Here is a 17,776-nt window from a genome sequence, read left to right on the forward strand (position 1 = left end):
TCCACAGCCCTAAGCTAATTATATAGCTTAATGAATTCCCAAGAAAGGAAGATACTATTTAATTACCTGTTTCTTGGTTAATTAAATAATACAAGCTAGCTTATGAATTTTAAATTAATCCATTGTAATATCAATATCACAAATATTGAAAAAAGTGTTGCTTTTTATGAAGAAGCCTTAGGACTGCATGTGGCAGCGATTAAAAAAGCAGATGATGATTCTTTTCAATTAACTTATCTGGAAGATGATACTCACCAATTCCAATTGGAATTAACATGGTTAAAAGAACATCCACAACCTTATGATTTAGGAGAAAATGAAAGTCACATTGCTTTTTCTTGTGATCACTTCCAACAGGCATATGCAAAACATGCCGATATGGGATGTATATGTTATGAAAATAAAGCGATGGGCATTTATTTTATCGAAGATCCGGATGGCTATTGGTTGGAAATTGTTCCAGCCTAAAACTATTTAAAAACCACTAGGGTGGTTTTTTTGCTTACTTTTATATCTTTCTTAAAAGATAAGCTTAGCCCTTCTTTTAGGTATATGTAAAGAATGTTATAATAAAGATATAGCAATTATGAACAGGAGGTGTTAGGATGCTTGATTTTCGTATGCAGACATTTCTTACCGTATGTGAAGAAATGAATTATACAAAGGCCGCAGAGCGTTTGCACATTACGCAGCCGGCTGTGTCGCAGCATATTCATTATTTGGAACAACATTATGGATGTGCCTTATTTACGTTTACAGGAAAGAAATTAAATTTAACAAATGCCGGAAAATTACTTTTAAATGCCATGCAAACACAACAGCATGACGAAACACGATTAATGATAAAAATGAAACAACCTACAGAGGCTCCTTTAGCCATTGGAGCTACCTTAAGTGTTGCCGAAGGGTTATTGCAAGATGCCTTTGCCAGTTATTTAAAACAACATCCAAACCGCAGCATTACCTTAACGATTGATAACACCAAAACTTTATTAAAAAGTATTGATCAAGGAAAACTGGATGTCGCTTTTGTGGAAGGATATTATGCAAAAGATGCTTATGATGCTATCTGTTATCGCAAAGAGCCGTTTCTTGCGGTCTGTGCCCCATCCTTTCCCCATTGGCAAAGCCTTACGACACTGGAAGATCTTCTAACTTGTCCATTATTATTACGTGAGGAAGGCAGCGGCTCCAGAGCAATCCTAGAACGCTATTTAGCAGAACAGAATATTGCTATACATGATTTCACTGCCTATACGGAAATTGGCAGTGTTCATCTGATTAAAGAACTTGCTGTGAAAGGCTGTGGTATTACGTTTCTTTATGAAAACACCGCTAAAAGAGAGATTGCCGAAGGCAGTCTGGTCATCCTTCCTTTAAAAGGCATGCCTTTGCATCATGACATTACATTTTTATGGCGTAAACATAGTCAGTTTGCGGATGATTATCGTCGTTTATTGGAAGAATTCCAAAAAGGTGAATGCTTATACACAAAGTAGCAAGTCGCTGCTATAAGCAAATTTCTTGTTTTTTATGATAACCGCGCTATAATATACCATAGTAATAATAAGAGAGGTTTTATGAAAAAACTAACGATTGAAAATTGGAAAGAATTACAACCCTATATCGCGCTAGCTGATTACCATGAATATAACTCAAACGCTATGACATTGCTGATGTGGTCTAATCGCTATGAGGCCTATTTTGAAACATATGAACACTTTGCTTTGGTATATACGAAAATGCCGCATCATGAGCCTGTATGGCTTATGCCATATTGTGCCTTGCCTTACCGTAAAGAAGCCTTAGAAATGCTTGCAAAGCGCAGTGAGCAATTGCATATCGCCTTTGAGGTGCATTCTATGACTAAAGAGTTTAAAGATTGGCTCATAAAGGAATATCCCCAAGCGTTTTTAATTTGGGACTGTTATAATGCACGCGATTATGTATATGATCGCATGCAGCAACAAACTTTATCCGGTAAGAAAATGCAGAAACGCCGTAATCACTTTCATGCTTTTGAAAAGCTTTATGAAGGAAGGTATTATTATAAACCTTTAACACGCGAAGATATTCCTCATGTTATGGCTTTTTTAAAGCGTTGGAAAGAAACCAAAAAGGAAGAAGAGTATGAAACAATCGACGCTGAAATCATCGGTATTGAGCTCTTGTTTCAATATTGGGAACAATTACCTGTAGAAGGTGGATGTATTTACATAGATAATCAATTAGAAGCCTTTTCGATAACCTCAAGATTGGCTGAAGATATGGTACAAATTCATGTGGAAAAAGCAAATCGCGCATATCGTGGTTTATATATTGCTATTTTGAAATGCTATTTAGAAACCCTTCCGGATACCATCCGTTACCTAAACAGAGAAGATGATATGGGACTTCCGGAGCTGCGTAAAGCCAAGAGTGACATGCAGCCCATATATAAGATTCAAAAGTTTGGCAGTTGTCATCAAGCCTTAAAGATTCATCAAGCAGATGCCCATTGGAAAGATGCCGTTATGCAGTTATGGGAAACAAGCTTTGCGGATGAAACAAAAGCATCTAGCCAATATTATTTTACGCATTTTTATCATGAAGAAGATACTTGGCTGTTAACAAGTCAACAGGAACTGATCTCTATGTTGCAGTTACGTCCGATGGATATTTCCTTATACGGAAAAAAAGAACGTGTCTATTTCGTTGTCGGTGTCGCTACGCAAAAAGCATATGAAGGCTGTGGCTATATGAAACAATTGCTGCATAGTGTCTTACAAAAAGAGCCCTATGCATCGGCAAACTTCATTTTGTTACAGGCATATGAATGGGAAATTTACAAATCAAGCGGCTTTGTGGAAACTTATATGTGTAAACGTTGGAAATTGGATAAGCAAGCATATTTACAAGATGAAGAAAAAGGTAAACTGACTACACAGTTTACAATATCGGCGCTTGTGGACATCTATCAGACATACACAAAAGACAAAGAGGGCTATCGCATTCGTGATAAGGATTACTTTATTCAACAATTTCTTCCTTATGCTGACTTGTGGCAACAGACATTGTATGTCTATGAAGAAGATCAACAACCATGCGGTTATCTGTTAATCGAAGAGCATGAGCAGGATGTCGAAGTTATAGAATGTGCATATACAACACCGAAAGTGTTTACCAATATACTATCTCATTTAGCCCAGACAACAAAAAAAGTTTATCTGCGTACCTCTGTTGAAGAAGATGTGATTGGCAAAGGAAAATTAATGACTGTCATGATGGTAAAGCAGTTGCACAAGCCATCCTTACCGCTAGAGCATCTATATATAAATGAAACCATCTGATAATATCCTATGCGATACGATCAAACCTTAGCAAATGTATAGATGTCGCATTCTCAATAAGCATCAGATTTTCCATATAAATAACTAGGCCCGCTGTAAACAGCGGGCCTTTTTAGGATATTTACCTTTTTAATAGGTTGTTGATATAGTCGATAGAAAATTGATATTTTTCATGTGTTTCTTCTACACTGTGTCCTTGCTTGATATAGTTTAAAATCAGATAATCCATCGATTCTCCTACTTCAATCATATGATCATCATAATCAAAAAAACGAATCATTCGCTGACCCCAACTACTTACTTGTATTGGCTGATAAATCTTTACATCATATGCTTTCATCTTTTCTATAAAACCATTTAAATCCTCAGTTTCAAAGTATAACTCATGATCATAACGACCCGCTTTGATATCAACAGGTGCAACATCTAAAAACGATGCCCAGCATGTCTTCTCTTGTAATGCAAAGCCTAGATATACAATATTTTCACCAAAGTCCTCCAGCATTGTCTGCCCCAATAATTCCTCATACAATCTGCGTGATCGCTGAATATCTTTCACACAGATTAGTCCTCCTTCAAATTTTACCATTTGTAACACTCCTCTCTCTTGTAATCAGTATAAACGATTCACAAGACATAGAATTGTAAAAAAAGGACAGCTTGTGCCCTTTCATCTGCCCCCTGTCAAGGCGACAGGTTTAAAATTTATAAGGTTCTTGATAATAACTTGTCATCTTCTCCACATAAGCTTTCGGTGTACAGCCACACACTCGAATAAAATCATGAATAAAATGCGACTGGTCATAATATCCACACAGCTGTGCCACCTGAATCAGCGAATGCGCATTTTGTAAGAGATGGATTGCCAGATTCATGCGCTGTACTCTTTGATAGTGTTTCATGCTGCAGCCAATCTGTTCCAGAAAAATACGCTGTACATGCCGTTCACTGTACCCAATCGCATTTCCAACTTCCTTTAAAGACACTTGTGGGTGCATCTGTTTTCGCAACATCGTCACTATATGTCTGTCCTTACGTTCACCACTTAACAATATGCTATCAATCTTAACTAAAAACATTTCCAAGGTCGTACTTTGCATATAAGCCTCAATCATCTGCTCTTGCAACTCTGGCAAAATCTTTGACAATGGAATCTTCTCATCTAGCAGTTCCTGTAACCCTCGCTGAAATAGCTGATAAGCACCACCTTGATGAAATTCAATAAAAAAACTGAAATATGCATCGTCTGGCTCTGCCTGTACCTCGACTAGTTTTGTTGTAGGACCCCAATACTGAGCATCTATCGTATTCTTTTTCACCTTGAATACGATGCATCCGCTGATATCCGGAACTAAGAGCAAGGTTTCTTGGCCGGTATAAGCACTTTCCTGCAAAATAGTGTAATGTGCCACTGCTTTTTTAAGGAAAGGATGTGGTTGCACATAGAGATGAGAAGACGTCTTATGCAGAAAACGCTTTGGTTCAATGATCATCTGCATAGGGCATTCCTTCCTTCCATATCTTTTCTAAAGCCATATCGTTTCTTTTTCACATCAAGCATGATGAATGAAAAACGTTTCTTAAGGGTTCTAATAATCGGTTTACTTGATAACATCTTAAGAACCTCTTCACCTAACGGATAATCGTTTCTCTCTAGATCATGAAGGAAAGCTTCATCTAGTGGATGACAGCTTTCCTTGAAAATAGTTTAAGGTAAATTTCACAACTGGATAACCCTTTTGAAACGATATCTTATTTTTTAATATATTGAATAGCGATACAGTCTAAGCCGGTATGGGCACTGATCACAGCACAAATCGTATTGACATGTACCTTTACCAAAGGACATTCCTTTTGGAATATATCAGCTATTTCAGTAGCTTTATCCAAACAGTCTGAATGGATGACATAAATATCCCCTTCGCTGTTCTTCATGATATCACAAATCGCCTGCACAGCTACATGTTGTGCTTTTTTCTCGGTTCTTACTTTCTCATAAACATCAATCTTGCCCTTTGTCTTAGGTCCAATTGTTAAGATCGGTTTGATTTTCAACAAACTGGCTGCAGCTGCCGCAAGTGGTGTTAAACGTCCCCCACGTTTTAAATGTTGAATATCGTTGGGTAAGATCAAAGTGCCACTTTCTTTTACCTTATCTTCCACATATGCCTTGATAGCTTCTGGCTCCATATGCTGCTTGCTGCATGCTAATGCTAATAAAGCATCATGACACTGTAAATCACAAGTTGTGTAGTTTTCAATAATAGTCATAGGTATGGCAAGATCTTCTGCACACATACGCATCGTATTATACGTACCGCTTAACCCTGAGGATAAAGGGACTGCGATAATATGGGTATAGCCATTTCGCTTAATTTCCTGTAGTACATCTTCAATTTCAGAAGTTAATGGCATGCTTGTTTTAGGTGTATGCTGCAACCTTAAGCGCTCATAGAGTTCCTGTGTTGTCATATCCACACCATCCCGGAAAGAATCCGTGCCGTCTATGACCTCTAAAGGCACTACATATAACCCTAACGCTTTTCCACTTTCCTTTGTTAAAGCACTGCCACTGTCGGTTAATACTGCAATCTTCATCGCGTCCACCTTCTTTTCTAACAGCTTAGCTGTTTTGTTTTTTATTTTGATCTTTCTTACCTCTATGCGCAAGAAAGATTCTTATTTTTCATAGCCATAGGCAAAACGGTCTTTTACCGGTTCTTGCTGAGCCTGTTCTTTTTGGATTGCATAAGTATCAAATACACGTTGTGATGATTCATAAATACCACTGCGTTTATAGATACCACAAGGACTTCCATTCTCCAACAGCCAATATTCCTCTTCATCTTCCATGGTGACAAGCCATAAAGAAAGTTCTTCCCCTTCTTCTTCCACCGTTTCCATAAGCGTGATATCTTTCGCTGTTGCAGGAAGTAAGACATCTTCTGCATAGTCCATCAATCGTTCACGATTTACTGCGTTATTTAACATCGAAACCCCTTCTTTCTTCTTGTCTATTATACTCCTTTCCTATGATAATGAAAAGTGACAGCATCATTGCAGATAACCACAATCTAGCAATATGTCTTTGCTGATGGTTTATGATGAATAAAATGCTTGTTCTATTATTTTCTTATCGACATTTTTTAAATATGACAGGCATCTGTCATATTCATCTGTTACAATAGAATAGAACGGAGGGATCCTATGCACTTACAACGCCTCTTTGAAATCGTATATCTCTTATTATACCGTAAGAAAGTGACAGCCAAAGAGTTGGCAGAACGTTTTGAAGTATCGACACGCACCATTTATCGTGATATTGATACCTTAAGCGCTGCCGGTATTCCCATTTATACCAATAAAGGAAAAGATGGCGGTATCTTTTTAATGGAACACTTCATCTTAAATCGTGCTTTATTAAGCGAAGAAGAACAACAGCTCATCCTATCTGCCCTCAAAGGTGTCCAAACCATTACCGATGATACGAATGATACCTTAGAACGCATGCGTACCTTATTCCATCAACAGGAAACAGATTGGATTGCCATGGATTTATCCGATTGGTCCAATCGCTCTCGCAAGCTCTTTGAAACCATACGAGATGCTATTCAGATACGCCATGCCATTTCCTTCACCTATTGTGGCAGTAACGGTATCCAAACCAAACGTCATGCCTATCCTCTCCAACTTTGGTTTAAAGAACATACCTGGTATTTAAAAGCCTATTGTACCACACGAGCGGATTATCGCTTATTCAAGCTCTCGCGTATGCAAGAGGTGTTCATGGAAAAAGAAACTTTCTTACCCATGCAGTATCCAAATGAAGAAGATAAGACACTTCCAATAGCTACAACAGATATCACCTTGTGGGTGGATAGCTGCATGGCTTATCGCCTGTATGATGAATACGCTTATGAGCAGATAGAGAAACTGGAAGATGGGAATTTCCTTGTACATATCAGCTTCCCTGAGGATGAATGGGTTTATGGCATGTTGCTGTCGTATGGGCCTTATGCCAAGGTACTTTCTCCTTCAACAGTAAAAGAGAAAGTTAAACAACGGTTACAAGCCATGCAGAAACGATATGAAGAAGATGTAGAAACAATCGCTCTGCATACACAAGAAACAAAAGAAAAGTCCTCTGTTGATGCAGATGGCATTGCTTTTAAAAAGGGAAAGGAAAGATAATATGAACGCCTATGATGTAAAGAAAGAAATGAAAGATGCCTATGGTGTAAAAACCAAGCCAATGCGCATCACACTTCCTAAAGCAAGCTATCTCAAAATAGCAGGGACAGGAAATCCAAATGAAAAGGATGGTGCTTATGCAAAAGCGGTGCGTCTATTATATGGATTGCAATATACAATTAAGATGAGCATGAAAAAGCAATGGGAGATTCCCGGTTATTCTCCCTTTGTGGTAGCTCCCTTAGAAGGCTTATGGTGGTTGGAAAATGAGCAAACCTTGGAAACTGCTCACAAAGATCAGCTGCATTGGTATTCCATCATGCGATTACCTGCTTTTGTGACAGCGGAAGTCTTAAAAGAAGCTTGCTTACGCTATGAACAAAAACATCCCGATGCAGATACTTCAGAAGTAAGTCTATGGGAATGGGAAGAAGGCGATTGTGTGCAAATACTACACATCGGATCCTATGATGATGAGCCACAATCCATCGCCAAATTGCATGCCTATGCGCAAGCAGAAGGATATCAAGTGGCAGTGAATGAGTCATACATGCGGTTTCATCATGAAATTTATCTCAGCAATCCTCATCGGACAAAGGAAGAAAAACGTAAAACAATATTGCGTTTGCCAATTAGCAAAAAGGAGGAAGAATGATGGAGTACATACAGCTTACGATGGATAATTTAGCTACTGAACATATTTGTTGTGCCATTGCCGAGAAAAAAGGAGAACATCGTGCAGCCGATAAGAAAGCATGGCTCAAAGAACGTCTAAAAGAAGGATTGGTCTTTTTAAAAGCAAATGTTCGAGGTAAGGTCTTTATTGAATATATCGATGCAGAAAAGGCTTGGGTGCCAATACAAGCACACAACTGTTTGTTTATCAATTGCTTATGGGTCGCAGGACAATATAAAGGAAAAGGCTATGCACATGAATTGCTTACCTATTGTATTGAAGACGCAAAAGTTCGTGGTAAACAAGGCATATGTGTAATCTCTGCAAAAAAGAAACAGTCCTATTTAGCAGATCGTCATTATCTTGAGCATTATGGATTTCAGCTCGTTGATGAAATCTTCCCATATCAGCTTTACTATCTTCCCATTCCCATTAAAGATACCCCACAAGAAAGTGATGCGATCATACCAAAGTTTCTGGAGCATGCCAAAACATTACAATGTGAAGAAAATGGCTTTGTCTTATATTATAGCTGTCAATGTCCACATGCTGCATGCTATGGGGAAAAAGCAGTGCAGCTTGCTCAAGAAGCTAATTGGGAGGTACATGTGCATCACCTCAAGACAACAGAAGAAGCTCAACAGCTTCCTTGTCCTACAACAACTTATGCTCTATTTTTGAATCATCGCTTTATTACGCATGAAATCCAATCAGAAAAGAAATTAAAGGAGCTGCTTTCCCAATATGAAAAGTGAATATGTACATCAGGATGATATCTTTCTGGTTGGAAAACGTATCCTTCTCACTACTTCTCTTCAAGAGAATCATTTGCTCATCAAAAATTTCTGGAAACAATTCAATGCAAAATTAAAAAGTGTGCATATGCCCTTAACACAACCTTGGATAAAATACGGTATTATGCTTCGTGAAGACACTAAATTATATTATTTCTGCGGTGTTCCCTCACTCAACTGTTATCCTCTGGATTTTGAGCTGTTCCACATTCCCAGAGGTGCTTTCTTACATTTTACGCATCATGGAGGTATGGATCAATTGCCGGAAACCATTACGACGATATGGAAGCAGGAACTGCCGGCATCCCCTTATCAAGCTCTATCTTCAACTATCTGTTATTATGAAGTATATGAGGAAGGTTTTATGTTTCAATCTTCCACATCCACCATTCAGCTGTATATCCCCATACAGGAAGAAGTAACCCCCTTTGCCTATCTTCCTGCTAAGACACTTTTAGCATCACAACCCAGAAATAGCAATGCCAACACATGGTTTGGTATGGACTTTAATATGAACTTATATAAGGGTTGCTGTCATGGCTGTGTATATTGTGATTCACGCAGTAAATGCTATCAGGTTGCTGATTTTGATATTGTCAAAGGCAAACAAAATGCTTTGGCAATTTTGGAAATGGAACTGCGAAAAAAGCGAAAGAAAGGAACGATTGGCATTGGCGCTATGTCGGATACCTACAATCCTTTTGAAAAAACACAATGTCTTACGAAAGGAGCCTTAGCATTAATCGAACGTTATGGCTATGGGGTCGGTATTGATACGAAAAGCACCTTGATTCTACGTGACATTGACATATTAAAACGTATCGCTAAACAATATCCAAGCATTTTTAAAATCACGATTACCTGTGCGCAAGATTCCTTATCGAAACAAATAGAACCCTTTGCCCCGGTATCTTCTAAACGCTTTGAAACCGTAAAAGCATTACGCGAAGCCGGCTTATTTACCGGTATCCTCTTAATGCCTATCCTGCCTTTTATTAATGATACCGAAGAAAATATTCTCACCATTGTTCAAAAATCACATGAAGCTCATGCCAATTTTATATTTGTATATGGCGGCTTCGGTTTATCTTTACGTGACAATCAACGGGATTATTATTATCACTGGCTAGATCAGCATTATCCCGGATTACGTTTTACGTATGAAGAACATTATCATAAATGCTATTCCTGTAATTCTCCACACTCTCGACATTTGTATAAACTATTTGTAAAAGAGTGTCGCAAATATGGCATCTTATATCGTATGAGTGATATTATACGTGCTTATAAATCAGCGATTCCAAATGAACAACTACAACTAACATTATAAAGGAATGTCATATACCTATTTTTGAGGTAAAAGACATTCCTTTCTTTTACTTAGATACATAAAAAATAACTATGTACCTCCTAATGTACTACTAAAGCACTCCTAACTTCTTTGAATTCATGTACTTTTAAATGCAAAAAATGATTACTTTGCATTCATTTTTTCTGATAGATACATTTGCCATCTTTCCATGTTTCTAACACTTGTATCGTATCTAGCTTCGTCTGATCTACCAGATAAGGATTTTTATCCAGAAGAATAAAATCTGCTTGTTTTCCTTCTTTAAAGCTTCCCTTTTTATCTTCTTCAAAATATTGATGTGCCACATGAATCGTCAAGCCACGCAAGGCATCTTCCACAGATAAAGCTTCTGTATTTCCTATCTGTTGTCCACTCTTTGTTTTTCTATTCACTGCACACCATAATGTTTTAAACATATTTGGTGGAATGACCGGACTGTCATTATGAAAGGTATAGGGCAAATGCAATTCCTTGGCTGTATGTGCCGGTGAAATCTTATCCGCTCTTTGTTTCCCAAAATTTTCAATATGAATATCGCCCCAATACCAGGTGTGCGCAACAAAGAAAGATGGAATCATATCTAATGCCGGCATTCTTTCCAGTTCTTCCTTACGGACCAGTTGGGCATGAATCATGACCGGACGATGCGTCGTTGCCTCAGGATGTTGTTTCATGACCTTTTCAAATTGTGTAACGTATTGTCTTGCGGCAGCATCGCCATTGCAATGTATGAGCAATTGACGTTTCTTTATAATACTTTTTTCAATACGCTGATACATCTGCGCATCTGTCATCGCCGGATACCCACGATCCTCACTTCCACGATATGGTTCCAGCATCCATGCCGTCTTACCTTGTGGTGAGCCATCAGCAAACGTCTTGTAACCACCTAATCTCAAATGATTCTGGTACCGCTCATACGTCGGGTATTGGGTAAACAAATCCTTTTCTTCACTTACATCTGCATAAGCAACCACATCGAGATATAGGGTATTTGACTTAGCGGAAGCCAATAATAACTGAAATAAAGATGATTGCGTAAATCCTTCTTGCACTGTGGTAATCCCATTGCTGGCATAAATTGCCTGTGCTTCTTTCATCAGCTCTAACATTGTTTCCATGGATGGCATAGGTACTTGATTTTGAAAAGATACAAAAGCCCTTTCTTCCATATAACCATTCATACTACCATCAGCATCTCTGCCATATCTTCCTCCCTCTGGATCTTTCATTGCATTGTGTAAACCACATGCCTGCAAGGCAGCGCTATTGGCAACTCCCATATGTGAAGATGCATGAGAAATGTAAATTGGTTGCTCCATACTGATTTCATCAAGCACATGTCGGTCAGGATGTCTTTTTTCTTTCATGAAATTATGATCATAATTCGCACCAATCAGCCAGTCCTGCTTTCCCAATTTTCTATCTTTCGCAAACTCCTTCATTTTTATAATGATGTCATCAAATGATGTTGCATCACTTAAATCACAAAGGCGAAGTGCATTGGCTACTCCTGTAAAATGAGAATGTGCATCAAGAAAGGCCGGCAGCATTGTTTTCCCACACAAATCATGAATTTCTGCCTCTGGAAAACGTTTTATTAAATCAGAGCGATTTCCTAATCCCACAATATACTCATCTTCAAAGCAAATTGCTTCTACTTGTTTTTGCATATCTTCCATTGTCAAGATAGTTCCATTTACATAGATATGTTTCATCTTATCCCTACTTTCTACCTTTATTATAGCTTACGATCATGTGAAAAATACGGTTTATCAATGTTGGAGTAATTTAAAATATTTGATTGCTTTATGTATGCGAATCGTTTATGATGCTGTTTTATGCCATAGTAAAATACCAATATGCTTTTTCCCCGGCTTTGCAAATCCGATATTCTATTTTCATAAATCGTTTTGAATAGTCCTTTATTTCATGAAATTTGTATTTACTTCTTTACATCGTTTTTTACGTTCTACTTTACTGCATACAAACTCATAGACAGTAAAAAAACAGGCATTTTTATAAACACCTGTCAACATTTTAATCCTCTAATACCTGAATACATATTCCTATCGTTCCCGGACCCGTGTGCACACCAAGGGCCGGAGATACTTGATCACTGACAAATACATCCATATGAGGTAGCTTCGGAAGCAAATCTTGCTTAATTTCCTCACATAATGCAGCAGCATCACCATGCATAATGGAGACATTATATTTCTTATGATTACCGGCAAATTGCAAAGCCAATTCTTTGGTCTTGGATATGGATTGCTTTCTTCCTCTTACCTTTGCTACCGTATAATACACACCATCTTCATTACATGATATAATTGGCTTTAAATGTAAGGCATTCCCGAATAATGAGGCAACCAGGCCGATTCTACCACCTTTTTGCAGATATTCTAAAGTTTCCACAACAAAGAACACCTTACAATTCATTACTTCTTTTTCTAATTTCTCACAAATTGCTTGATAACTCATGCCGGCTTCTAAATAACGAGCCGCTTGAATGGCATGAAATCCTGATCCGATGGAAATATTTTTTGTATCCAACACAAAGAACTCCAATCCTTCATAATTTTTTGCCAATAAATTGATCATATTATTCGTGCCACTTAAGCCACTGGATATCGTAACAGCAATGACCTTTTCATAACCATCTGCTTTTATACGATCAAGTATCTTCTGAATATGTTCTCCAGAAGGTAATGATGTCTTAGGGATTTCCTTTTCTAAACCACGGTATACTTCTTCAGCGGTAATATCTACACCATCCATATATTCACGATCTTTATATAATACCTTTAAAGGAATAACATACATTCCATATTTATCTACGAATTCCTGCGGTACATTACAACAGCTATCCACCAGAATAGCAATCTTTTCTTTATTCATGAACTTTGAACCTCCATTTATATTTCAAATTGAAATACGATTGTTACATACATAGTATAGTATAATTCTTATAATTAGTCAATCTAGTTTCTATAACTAAATGAATTGTCCACATGATGTAAACGTACCTTTCTTTTTTCTTGTTTCTTCTTCATGATCCATAACTGCTATCATCCGCACACAAAAAAAGCTGTCATCTTTAAGACAACAGCTCATTTCTTATCAAAATTATTTGTTCAATGCTTCTGATACAGCTACAGCTACAGCTACGGAAGCACCAACCATAGGGTTGTTACCCATACCGATCAGACCCATCATTTCTACGTGAGCAGGAACACTTGAAGAACCAGCAAACTGAGCATCAGAATGCATACGTCCCATTGTATCTGTCATACCGTAAGAAGCAGGACCTGCAGCCATGTTATCTGGGTGCAATGTACGACCTGTACCACCACCAGATGCTACAGAGAAGTATTTTTTACCCTGTTCGATACATTCTTTCTTATATGTACCTGCAACTGGATGCTGGAAACGTGTTGGGTTAGTAGAGTTACCAGTGATAGAAACGTCTACACCTTCGTGATGCATGACAGCAACACCTTCACGTACATCATCTACACCATAGCAGTTAACAGCAGCTCTTTCTCCATTAGAGTAAGCTTTTCTGTAAACTTCTTTTAATTCACCTGTGAAGTAGTCAAATTCAGTTTCAACGTGTGTAAATCCATTGATACGAGAAATGATCTTCGCAGCATCTTTTCCTAAACCATTCAGGATAACGCGCAGTGGTTCTTTACGAGCCTTGTTAGCGTTACGAGCGATACCGATTGCACCTTCAGCAGCAGCGAAACTTTCGTGTCCTGCCAAGAATGCGAAACATTTTGTGTTGTCATCCAACAACATAGCAGCCAAGTTACCATGTCCCAGACCAACCTTACGATCGTCTGCAACAGATCCAGGAATACAGAATGCCTGTAACCCTTCACCTAATGATTTCGCTACTTCATAAGCTGTTTTATCACCTTTTTTGATAGCGATTGCTGCACCGGCAATATATGCCCAGCATGCATTTTCAAAACAAATTGGCTGAATGCCTTTTACGATGTTGTATACATCAACACCTAAATCATCACACAGTGTTTTTGCTTCTTCGATGGAAGAAATACCATATGAGTTTAATACTTCATTGATTTTATCAATACGTCTTTCGTATCCTTCAAATAATGCCATGATTTTTCCTCCTATTCGTGTCTTGGGTCGATGTACTTAACAGCATCTGCATAACGACCATAAGTTTTCTTTGCATTGTTCAGAGCTTCTTCAGGGTTAGTGCCCTTTTTAACAGCGTCCATGAATACACCCATGTTTACGTATTCATAACCGATGATTTCATCATTTTCATCAAGACCCATCTTTAAGATATAGCCTTCAGCTAAGTCCAAGTAACGAGGTCCTTTTAATTTTGTTGAGTAAACTGTACCAACCTGAGAACGTGTACCTTTACCTAAGTCTTCCAAACCAGCTCCAACTGGAAGTCCGTTTTCAGAGAATGCAGACTGTGTACGTCCATAAACGATCTGCAGGAACAGTTCACGCATAGCTGTGTTGATAGCATCACAAACTAAGTCTGTATTTAATGCTTCAAGCAGTGTTTTACCAACGATAGCCTCACTAGCCATAGCTGCGGAGTGAGTCATACCGGAACATCCTAATGTTTCAATCAGTGCCTCTTCGATGATACCTTCTTTAACGTTCAGTGTCAGTTTGCAGGCACCCTGCTGTGGAGCACACCATCCAATACCATGTGTCAAACCTGAAATATCTTTGATTTCTCTGGAGTTTACCCATTTTCCTTCTTCAGGAATAGGTGCACAACCATGGCTTGCACCACACTTAACAGTGCACATGTTTTCAACTTCTTTTGAATAAATCATGTCATTTCTCCTTTCTCGCATAATCCATGAAAGATTTACCATAGTGCTACTTTAACGCTTGTGTAGCTGTCTTGACAATGTCATTTTCCTCTATTTAAAATAACATCATCGAGGACGTTTTCCCTACGAAATTTCTATTTGACAATATCTTCACAAGAAATGTCGTCCTACTTCATTATTTTAATTCTTTTCCTATTTTATGTCAACATAATTAGGCCTTTTTATCCTTACCAGAAAGGGTGTAAAAAAGCGTCCCAAAAGGAACGCTTCTCTAAATTATAGCTCATGAACCTGCCTGCTTTGATACCATGCAATCGTTGCCCTTAGCGTGTCCTTCATACTTCTTGATTGATAATCCAACTGTGTGGTAGCATGTTCATGTGAAAAGCGCACATTTGATGCTAAAGTATAAAGAGAATATGGAGTATATAATGGGCGCTGATGGCGCAATTTTGCATATCCTGAAATTATAGGGGCAAAGGCTTTTGCCACCCACATAGGTAACATAAACAGTGTATCTTTTCCACATAAAGAGGCGGTTATATCTAGAATATCGGATATCTTATAATATTGATTGGATAAAATATAACAATCTCCTTTTTCTCCATGTTCTAAAGCCGCAATACATCCTTTCGCGACATCTCTGACATCAACAAAGTCGTAACCACCAGAAACACCAGCCAGCAATTTTCCTTCCAGATAATCGCTTATCATCTGCACTAAATAATTGTTCTTGGTTCCATATGGCCCTAAGATACCGGAAGGATGAACAATAACGGCATCCAAACCATTGGCAACCTCATCCATGACCAGTTGAGATGCAAGTGCTTTTGTTTTGGCATATCCACCTTTTACAAGGGACGCATCAAAGTGATGCACCTCAGTAATTATTTGCGGATACGTTTTTTCGGGTATAGCATGTACAGAGCTGGTGTATAAGAAACGCTTTATATGATATTGCTTTGCGAATTGCAGCATCGTTTTTGTGCCTAAGACATTCACATCATAAAGTTTAGTGGATACTTTTCTTTGAATATCAACAATCCCTGCGGCATGCAATAGATACACTTCTTTATCTTGTAAGTTCGCAAAAAAGGGAAGCAAACTATCCGGTTCTAAGACATCTCCTTTATAATAATGTACATAACTATCATCAGTTGCATGATCCTGCGGCATGATAAGCGCACGTATTTCATAAGATGTTTCATGAAGTTCCTGCAGGATGGCTTTTCCCAAATGTCCGTTTGCTCCTGTTAGTAAGATTGTTTTTTTCATAAACTCACACTTCTTTCCATCATTTTCTGCGCCAACCTTTACGGTATGTGAAAAACGAAATGAAGTTGTGAATATGCTAATCTCTCTCTTATATTATAACGCTATGAAAAGCACTGTACTACTCTTTTACAATGCTTTTACAAATCCTACATTTTCTCATGCGATATTGCATCAGAAAATCATATTTCAAATGTTTCAGATGAAAAATTACTATAAAATCGACCACTTTCTGCCGTAAAACGAAGCACACAATAATCAGGATCATTTACACCTTGCGGATAATACATCGTATCGTTTTCTTGCCAGATCATTTCTTTCGAAACGGCATCTTCCAACACTTCCATTTTTCCTATCAGCATGACACCGCGAAAAAACCGTTTATCACAAAAATAAATACACGCTTTATCATTCTTTCGATACTGCTCTACCCGCATCGAAGATGTATTGGTTGTAAAATAGAACACTTTGATACCTTCTCTTTTACGTGGTGGCAACATCGCCTTCGTATTAGGAAATCCTTTCTCATCAACTGAACTGATGAAAGATACACTTTGTTTATCAATTAGGTTCCCGATCGTTTTTACTTTATCGCGCATACATAACGCCTCCTCATATATCTACACTTTACCTGAAAGTCATTTGTTAAGCAATCGTTTTATTGCTTTTCATAAAATCAATCTGCTTTCATGAGGAAGATTCGCATAAATCTATTTTACATCAAAAGAGGAAGATGCAGTTCTTCGTTCATATACCAGATCAACGATACCGTTATAGCTTTGTATATGCAACAAAGTTAATTTTCTTTCAATATCCGTGTTATGAAACAATCGTATGCCTGTACCTAGAAGAGTAGGAATAACATTGATATGATATCGATCAATGCTGTCGGCTTGCATGATTTGATTCACAATGGATGCACCACCACAAATCCAGATATCTTTTCCCGGTTGTGTTTTTAAATGTCTTATCAATGCCACAGGATCTTCCATAGTGAACCTTATCTTTTCAGTAGATGCCTCAGTTTGATGTGTAATGATATAACTGGTAAGAGTAGGATATATCCATTGTTTTGGTGATATTTCAGTACGTAGCTGATGATACGTATTTGCCCCCATAATGACAGTATCTACACCTTGGATAAAGGTTTCATATGTAATCATATCATTTTGATTGGCATCCTCCCCTGCTAACCAAAAAACTTTGCCATTTTTATCAGCGATGAATCCATCTAAACTCATAGCGATAAAAAGAATTGTTTTACGCATAACATAACCGCCTTTCATTGTCTTTTCTAGTATGGCAAATTATAGGCTGTTTATAAGGTG

General features: G+C 38.0%; 18 protein-coding genes. 7 read left to right on the forward strand and 11 right to left on the reverse strand.

All coding sequences use genetic code 11. From position 1 onward, the window contains the following. The first annotated feature begins 102 nt into the window (after positions 1-102). The 3 genes from EDD61_RS11500 (at position 103) to EDD61_RS11510 (ending at position 3,329) form a co-directional block, all read left to right on the forward strand. Entirely contained in the window at positions 103-468 is a 366-nt protein-coding gene (locus tag EDD61_RS11500) for a VOC family protein (RefSeq protein WP_132225486.1), read from the forward strand. Between the two features lie 137 nt (positions 469-605). After that, positions 606-1,499 (forward strand): LysR family transcriptional regulator, encoded by an 894-nt coding sequence (locus EDD61_RS11505; RefSeq protein WP_008690654.1) that lies wholly within the window; start codon positions 606-608, stop codon positions 1,497-1,499. 81 nt (positions 1,500-1,580) lie between these two features. Continuing rightward, positions 1,581-3,329 (forward strand): GNAT family N-acetyltransferase, encoded by a 1,749-nt coding sequence (locus EDD61_RS11510; RefSeq protein WP_132225488.1) that lies wholly within the window; start codon positions 1,581-1,583, stop codon positions 3,327-3,329. 121 nt (positions 3,330-3,450) lie between these two features. Here the strand turns inward: EDD61_RS11510 and EDD61_RS11515 are convergent, their stop codons facing one another. The 4 genes from EDD61_RS11515 to EDD61_RS11530 form a co-directional block, all read right to left on the reverse strand. After that, a complete protein-coding gene (locus EDD61_RS11515; protein WP_132225490.1) occupies positions 3,451-3,918 on the reverse strand; it encodes a VOC family protein in 468 nt (155 codons plus the stop codon). 109 nt (positions 3,919-4,027) lie between these two features. Then, a complete protein-coding gene (locus EDD61_RS11520; protein WP_132225492.1) occupies positions 4,028-4,828 on the reverse strand; it encodes a helix-turn-helix transcriptional regulator in 801 nt (266 codons plus the stop codon). A 253-nt stretch (positions 4,829-5,081) separates the two neighbouring features. After that, a complete protein-coding gene (locus tag EDD61_RS11525) occupies positions 5,082-5,927 on the reverse strand; it encodes a DegV family protein (protein ID WP_132225494.1) in 846 nt (281 codons plus the stop codon). A gap of 81 nt (positions 5,928-6,008) precedes the next feature. After that, positions 6,009-6,320 (reverse strand): hypothetical protein, encoded by a 312-nt coding sequence (locus tag EDD61_RS11530; RefSeq protein WP_132225496.1) that lies wholly within the window; start codon positions 6,318-6,320, stop codon positions 6,009-6,011. A 216-nt stretch (positions 6,321-6,536) separates the two neighbouring features. Between EDD61_RS11530 and EDD61_RS11535 the strand changes: the two genes are divergently transcribed. From EDD61_RS11535 to EDD61_RS11550, 4 genes are read left to right on the forward strand one after another with little or no spacing between them, the layout of a single operon-like run. Continuing rightward, positions 6,537-7,520 carry a helix-turn-helix transcriptional regulator gene (locus tag EDD61_RS11535; protein ID WP_132225498.1) on the forward strand — a complete coding sequence of 328 codons (984 nt, stop codon included), beginning with the start codon at positions 6,537-6,539 and terminating at the stop codon, positions 7,518-7,520. A 1-nt stretch (position 7,521) separates the two neighbouring features. Beyond that, on the forward strand, positions 7,522-8,175 hold the full coding sequence (locus EDD61_RS11540; RefSeq protein WP_119983498.1) for a GyrI-like domain-containing protein: 654 nt from the start codon (positions 7,522-7,524) through the stop codon (positions 8,173-8,175). Continuing rightward, a complete protein-coding gene (locus EDD61_RS11545; RefSeq protein ID WP_132225500.1) occupies positions 8,175-8,951 on the forward strand; it encodes an N-acetyltransferase in 777 nt (258 codons plus the stop codon). Before EDD61_RS11540 ends, EDD61_RS11545 begins: the two co-directional genes overlap by 1 nt. Beyond that, complete coding sequence (locus EDD61_RS11550; protein ID WP_132225502.1) at positions 8,941-10,320, forward strand: effector binding domain-containing protein; 1,380 nt, start codon at positions 8,941-8,943, stop codon at positions 10,318-10,320. The genes EDD61_RS11545 and EDD61_RS11550 overlap by 11 nt, the downstream gene beginning before the upstream one ends. 155 nt (positions 10,321-10,475) lie before the next feature. Here EDD61_RS11550 and EDD61_RS11555 read toward each other — a convergent pair whose 3' ends face one another. The 7 genes from EDD61_RS11555 to EDD61_RS11585 form a co-directional block, all read right to left on the reverse strand. Beyond that, complete coding sequence (locus EDD61_RS11555; RefSeq protein WP_132225504.1) at positions 10,476-12,059, reverse strand: amidohydrolase; 1,584 nt, start codon at positions 12,057-12,059, stop codon at positions 10,476-10,478. A 322-nt stretch (positions 12,060-12,381) separates the two neighbouring features. After that, positions 12,382-13,242 carry a DegV family protein gene (locus EDD61_RS11560; RefSeq protein WP_008690638.1) on the reverse strand — a complete coding sequence of 287 codons (861 nt, stop codon included), beginning with the start codon at positions 13,240-13,242 and terminating at the stop codon, positions 12,382-12,384. 228 nt (positions 13,243-13,470) lie between these two features. After that, positions 13,471-14,472: a GGGtGRT protein gene (locus EDD61_RS11565; RefSeq protein ID WP_008690636.1), complete on the reverse strand. Its 1,002-nt coding sequence runs from the start codon at positions 14,470-14,472 to the stop codon at positions 13,471-13,473. 11 nt (positions 14,473-14,483) lie between these two features. Then, complete coding sequence (locus EDD61_RS11570) at positions 14,484-15,176, reverse strand: iron-sulfur cluster assembly scaffold protein (protein ID WP_008690634.1); 693 nt, start codon at positions 15,174-15,176, stop codon at positions 14,484-14,486. A gap of 276 nt (positions 15,177-15,452) precedes the next feature. Further along, a complete protein-coding gene (locus EDD61_RS11575; RefSeq protein WP_132225506.1) occupies positions 15,453-16,451 on the reverse strand; it encodes an NAD-dependent epimerase/dehydratase family protein in 999 nt (332 codons plus the stop codon). 179 nt (positions 16,452-16,630) lie between these two features. Continuing rightward, entirely contained in the window at positions 16,631-17,047 is a 417-nt protein-coding gene (locus tag EDD61_RS11580; RefSeq protein WP_132225508.1) for a pyridoxamine 5'-phosphate oxidase family protein, read from the reverse strand. A 111-nt stretch (positions 17,048-17,158) separates the two neighbouring features. Then, complete coding sequence (locus EDD61_RS11585; RefSeq protein ID WP_132225513.1) at positions 17,159-17,716, reverse strand: dihydrofolate reductase family protein; 558 nt, start codon at positions 17,714-17,716, stop codon at positions 17,159-17,161. Positions 17,717-17,776 lie beyond the last annotated feature (60 nt).

The sequence above is a fragment of the Longicatena caecimuris genome, assembly GCF_004341945.1.
In the GTDB taxonomy this organism is placed as follows: domain Bacteria; phylum Bacillota_I; class Bacilli_A; order Erysipelotrichales; family Erysipelotrichaceae; genus Longicatena; species Longicatena caecimuris.

Excerpts from the sequence above, each read along its gene's own strand:
- EDD61_RS11500 (WP_132225486.1), top strand. The coding sequence starts at position 103 with ATGAATTTTAAATTAATCCATTGTAATATCAATATCACAAATATTGAA.
- EDD61_RS11505 (WP_008690654.1), top strand. The coding sequence starts at position 606 with ATGCTTGATTTTCGTATGCAGACATTTCTTACCGTATGTGAAGAAATG.
- EDD61_RS11510 (WP_132225488.1), top strand. The coding sequence starts at position 1,581 with ATGAAAAAACTAACGATTGAAAATTGGAAAGAATTACAACCCTATATC.
- EDD61_RS11515 (WP_132225490.1), bottom strand. The coding sequence starts at position 3,918 with ATGGTAAAATTTGAAGGAGGACTAATCTGTGTGAAAGATATTCAGCGA.
- EDD61_RS11520 (WP_132225492.1), bottom strand. The coding sequence starts at position 4,828 with ATGCAGATGATCATTGAACCAAAGCGTTTTCTGCATAAGACGTCTTCT.
- EDD61_RS11525 (WP_132225494.1), bottom strand. The coding sequence starts at position 5,927 with ATGAAGATTGCAGTATTAACCGACAGTGGCAGTGCTTTAACAAAGGAA.
- EDD61_RS11530 (WP_132225496.1), bottom strand. The coding sequence starts at position 6,320 with ATGTTAAATAACGCAGTAAATCGTGAACGATTGATGGACTATGCAGAA.
- EDD61_RS11535 (WP_132225498.1), top strand. The coding sequence starts at position 6,537 with ATGCACTTACAACGCCTCTTTGAAATCGTATATCTCTTATTATACCGT.
- EDD61_RS11540 (WP_119983498.1), top strand. The coding sequence starts at position 7,522 with ATGAACGCCTATGATGTAAAGAAAGAAATGAAAGATGCCTATGGTGTA.
- EDD61_RS11545 (WP_132225500.1), top strand. The coding sequence starts at position 8,175 with ATGGAGTACATACAGCTTACGATGGATAATTTAGCTACTGAACATATT.
- EDD61_RS11550 (WP_132225502.1), top strand. The coding sequence starts at position 8,941 with ATGAAAAGTGAATATGTACATCAGGATGATATCTTTCTGGTTGGAAAA.
- EDD61_RS11555 (WP_132225504.1), bottom strand. The coding sequence starts at position 12,059 with ATGAAACATATCTATGTAAATGGAACTATCTTGACAATGGAAGATATG.
- EDD61_RS11560 (WP_008690638.1), bottom strand. The coding sequence starts at position 13,242 with ATGAATAAAGAAAAGATTGCTATTCTGGTGGATAGCTGTTGTAATGTA.
- EDD61_RS11565 (WP_008690636.1), bottom strand. The coding sequence starts at position 14,472 with ATGGCATTATTTGAAGGATACGAAAGACGTATTGATAAAATCAATGAA.
- EDD61_RS11570 (WP_008690634.1), bottom strand. The coding sequence starts at position 15,176 with ATGATTTATTCAAAAGAAGTTGAAAACATGTGCACTGTTAAGTGTGGT.
- EDD61_RS11575 (WP_132225506.1), bottom strand. The coding sequence starts at position 16,451 with ATGAAAAAAACAATCTTACTAACAGGAGCAAACGGACATTTGGGAAAA.
- EDD61_RS11580 (WP_132225508.1), bottom strand. The coding sequence starts at position 17,047 with ATGCGCGATAAAGTAAAAACGATCGGGAACCTAATTGATAAACAAAGT.
- EDD61_RS11585 (WP_132225513.1), bottom strand. The coding sequence starts at position 17,716 with ATGCGTAAAACAATTCTTTTTATCGCTATGAGTTTAGATGGATTCATC.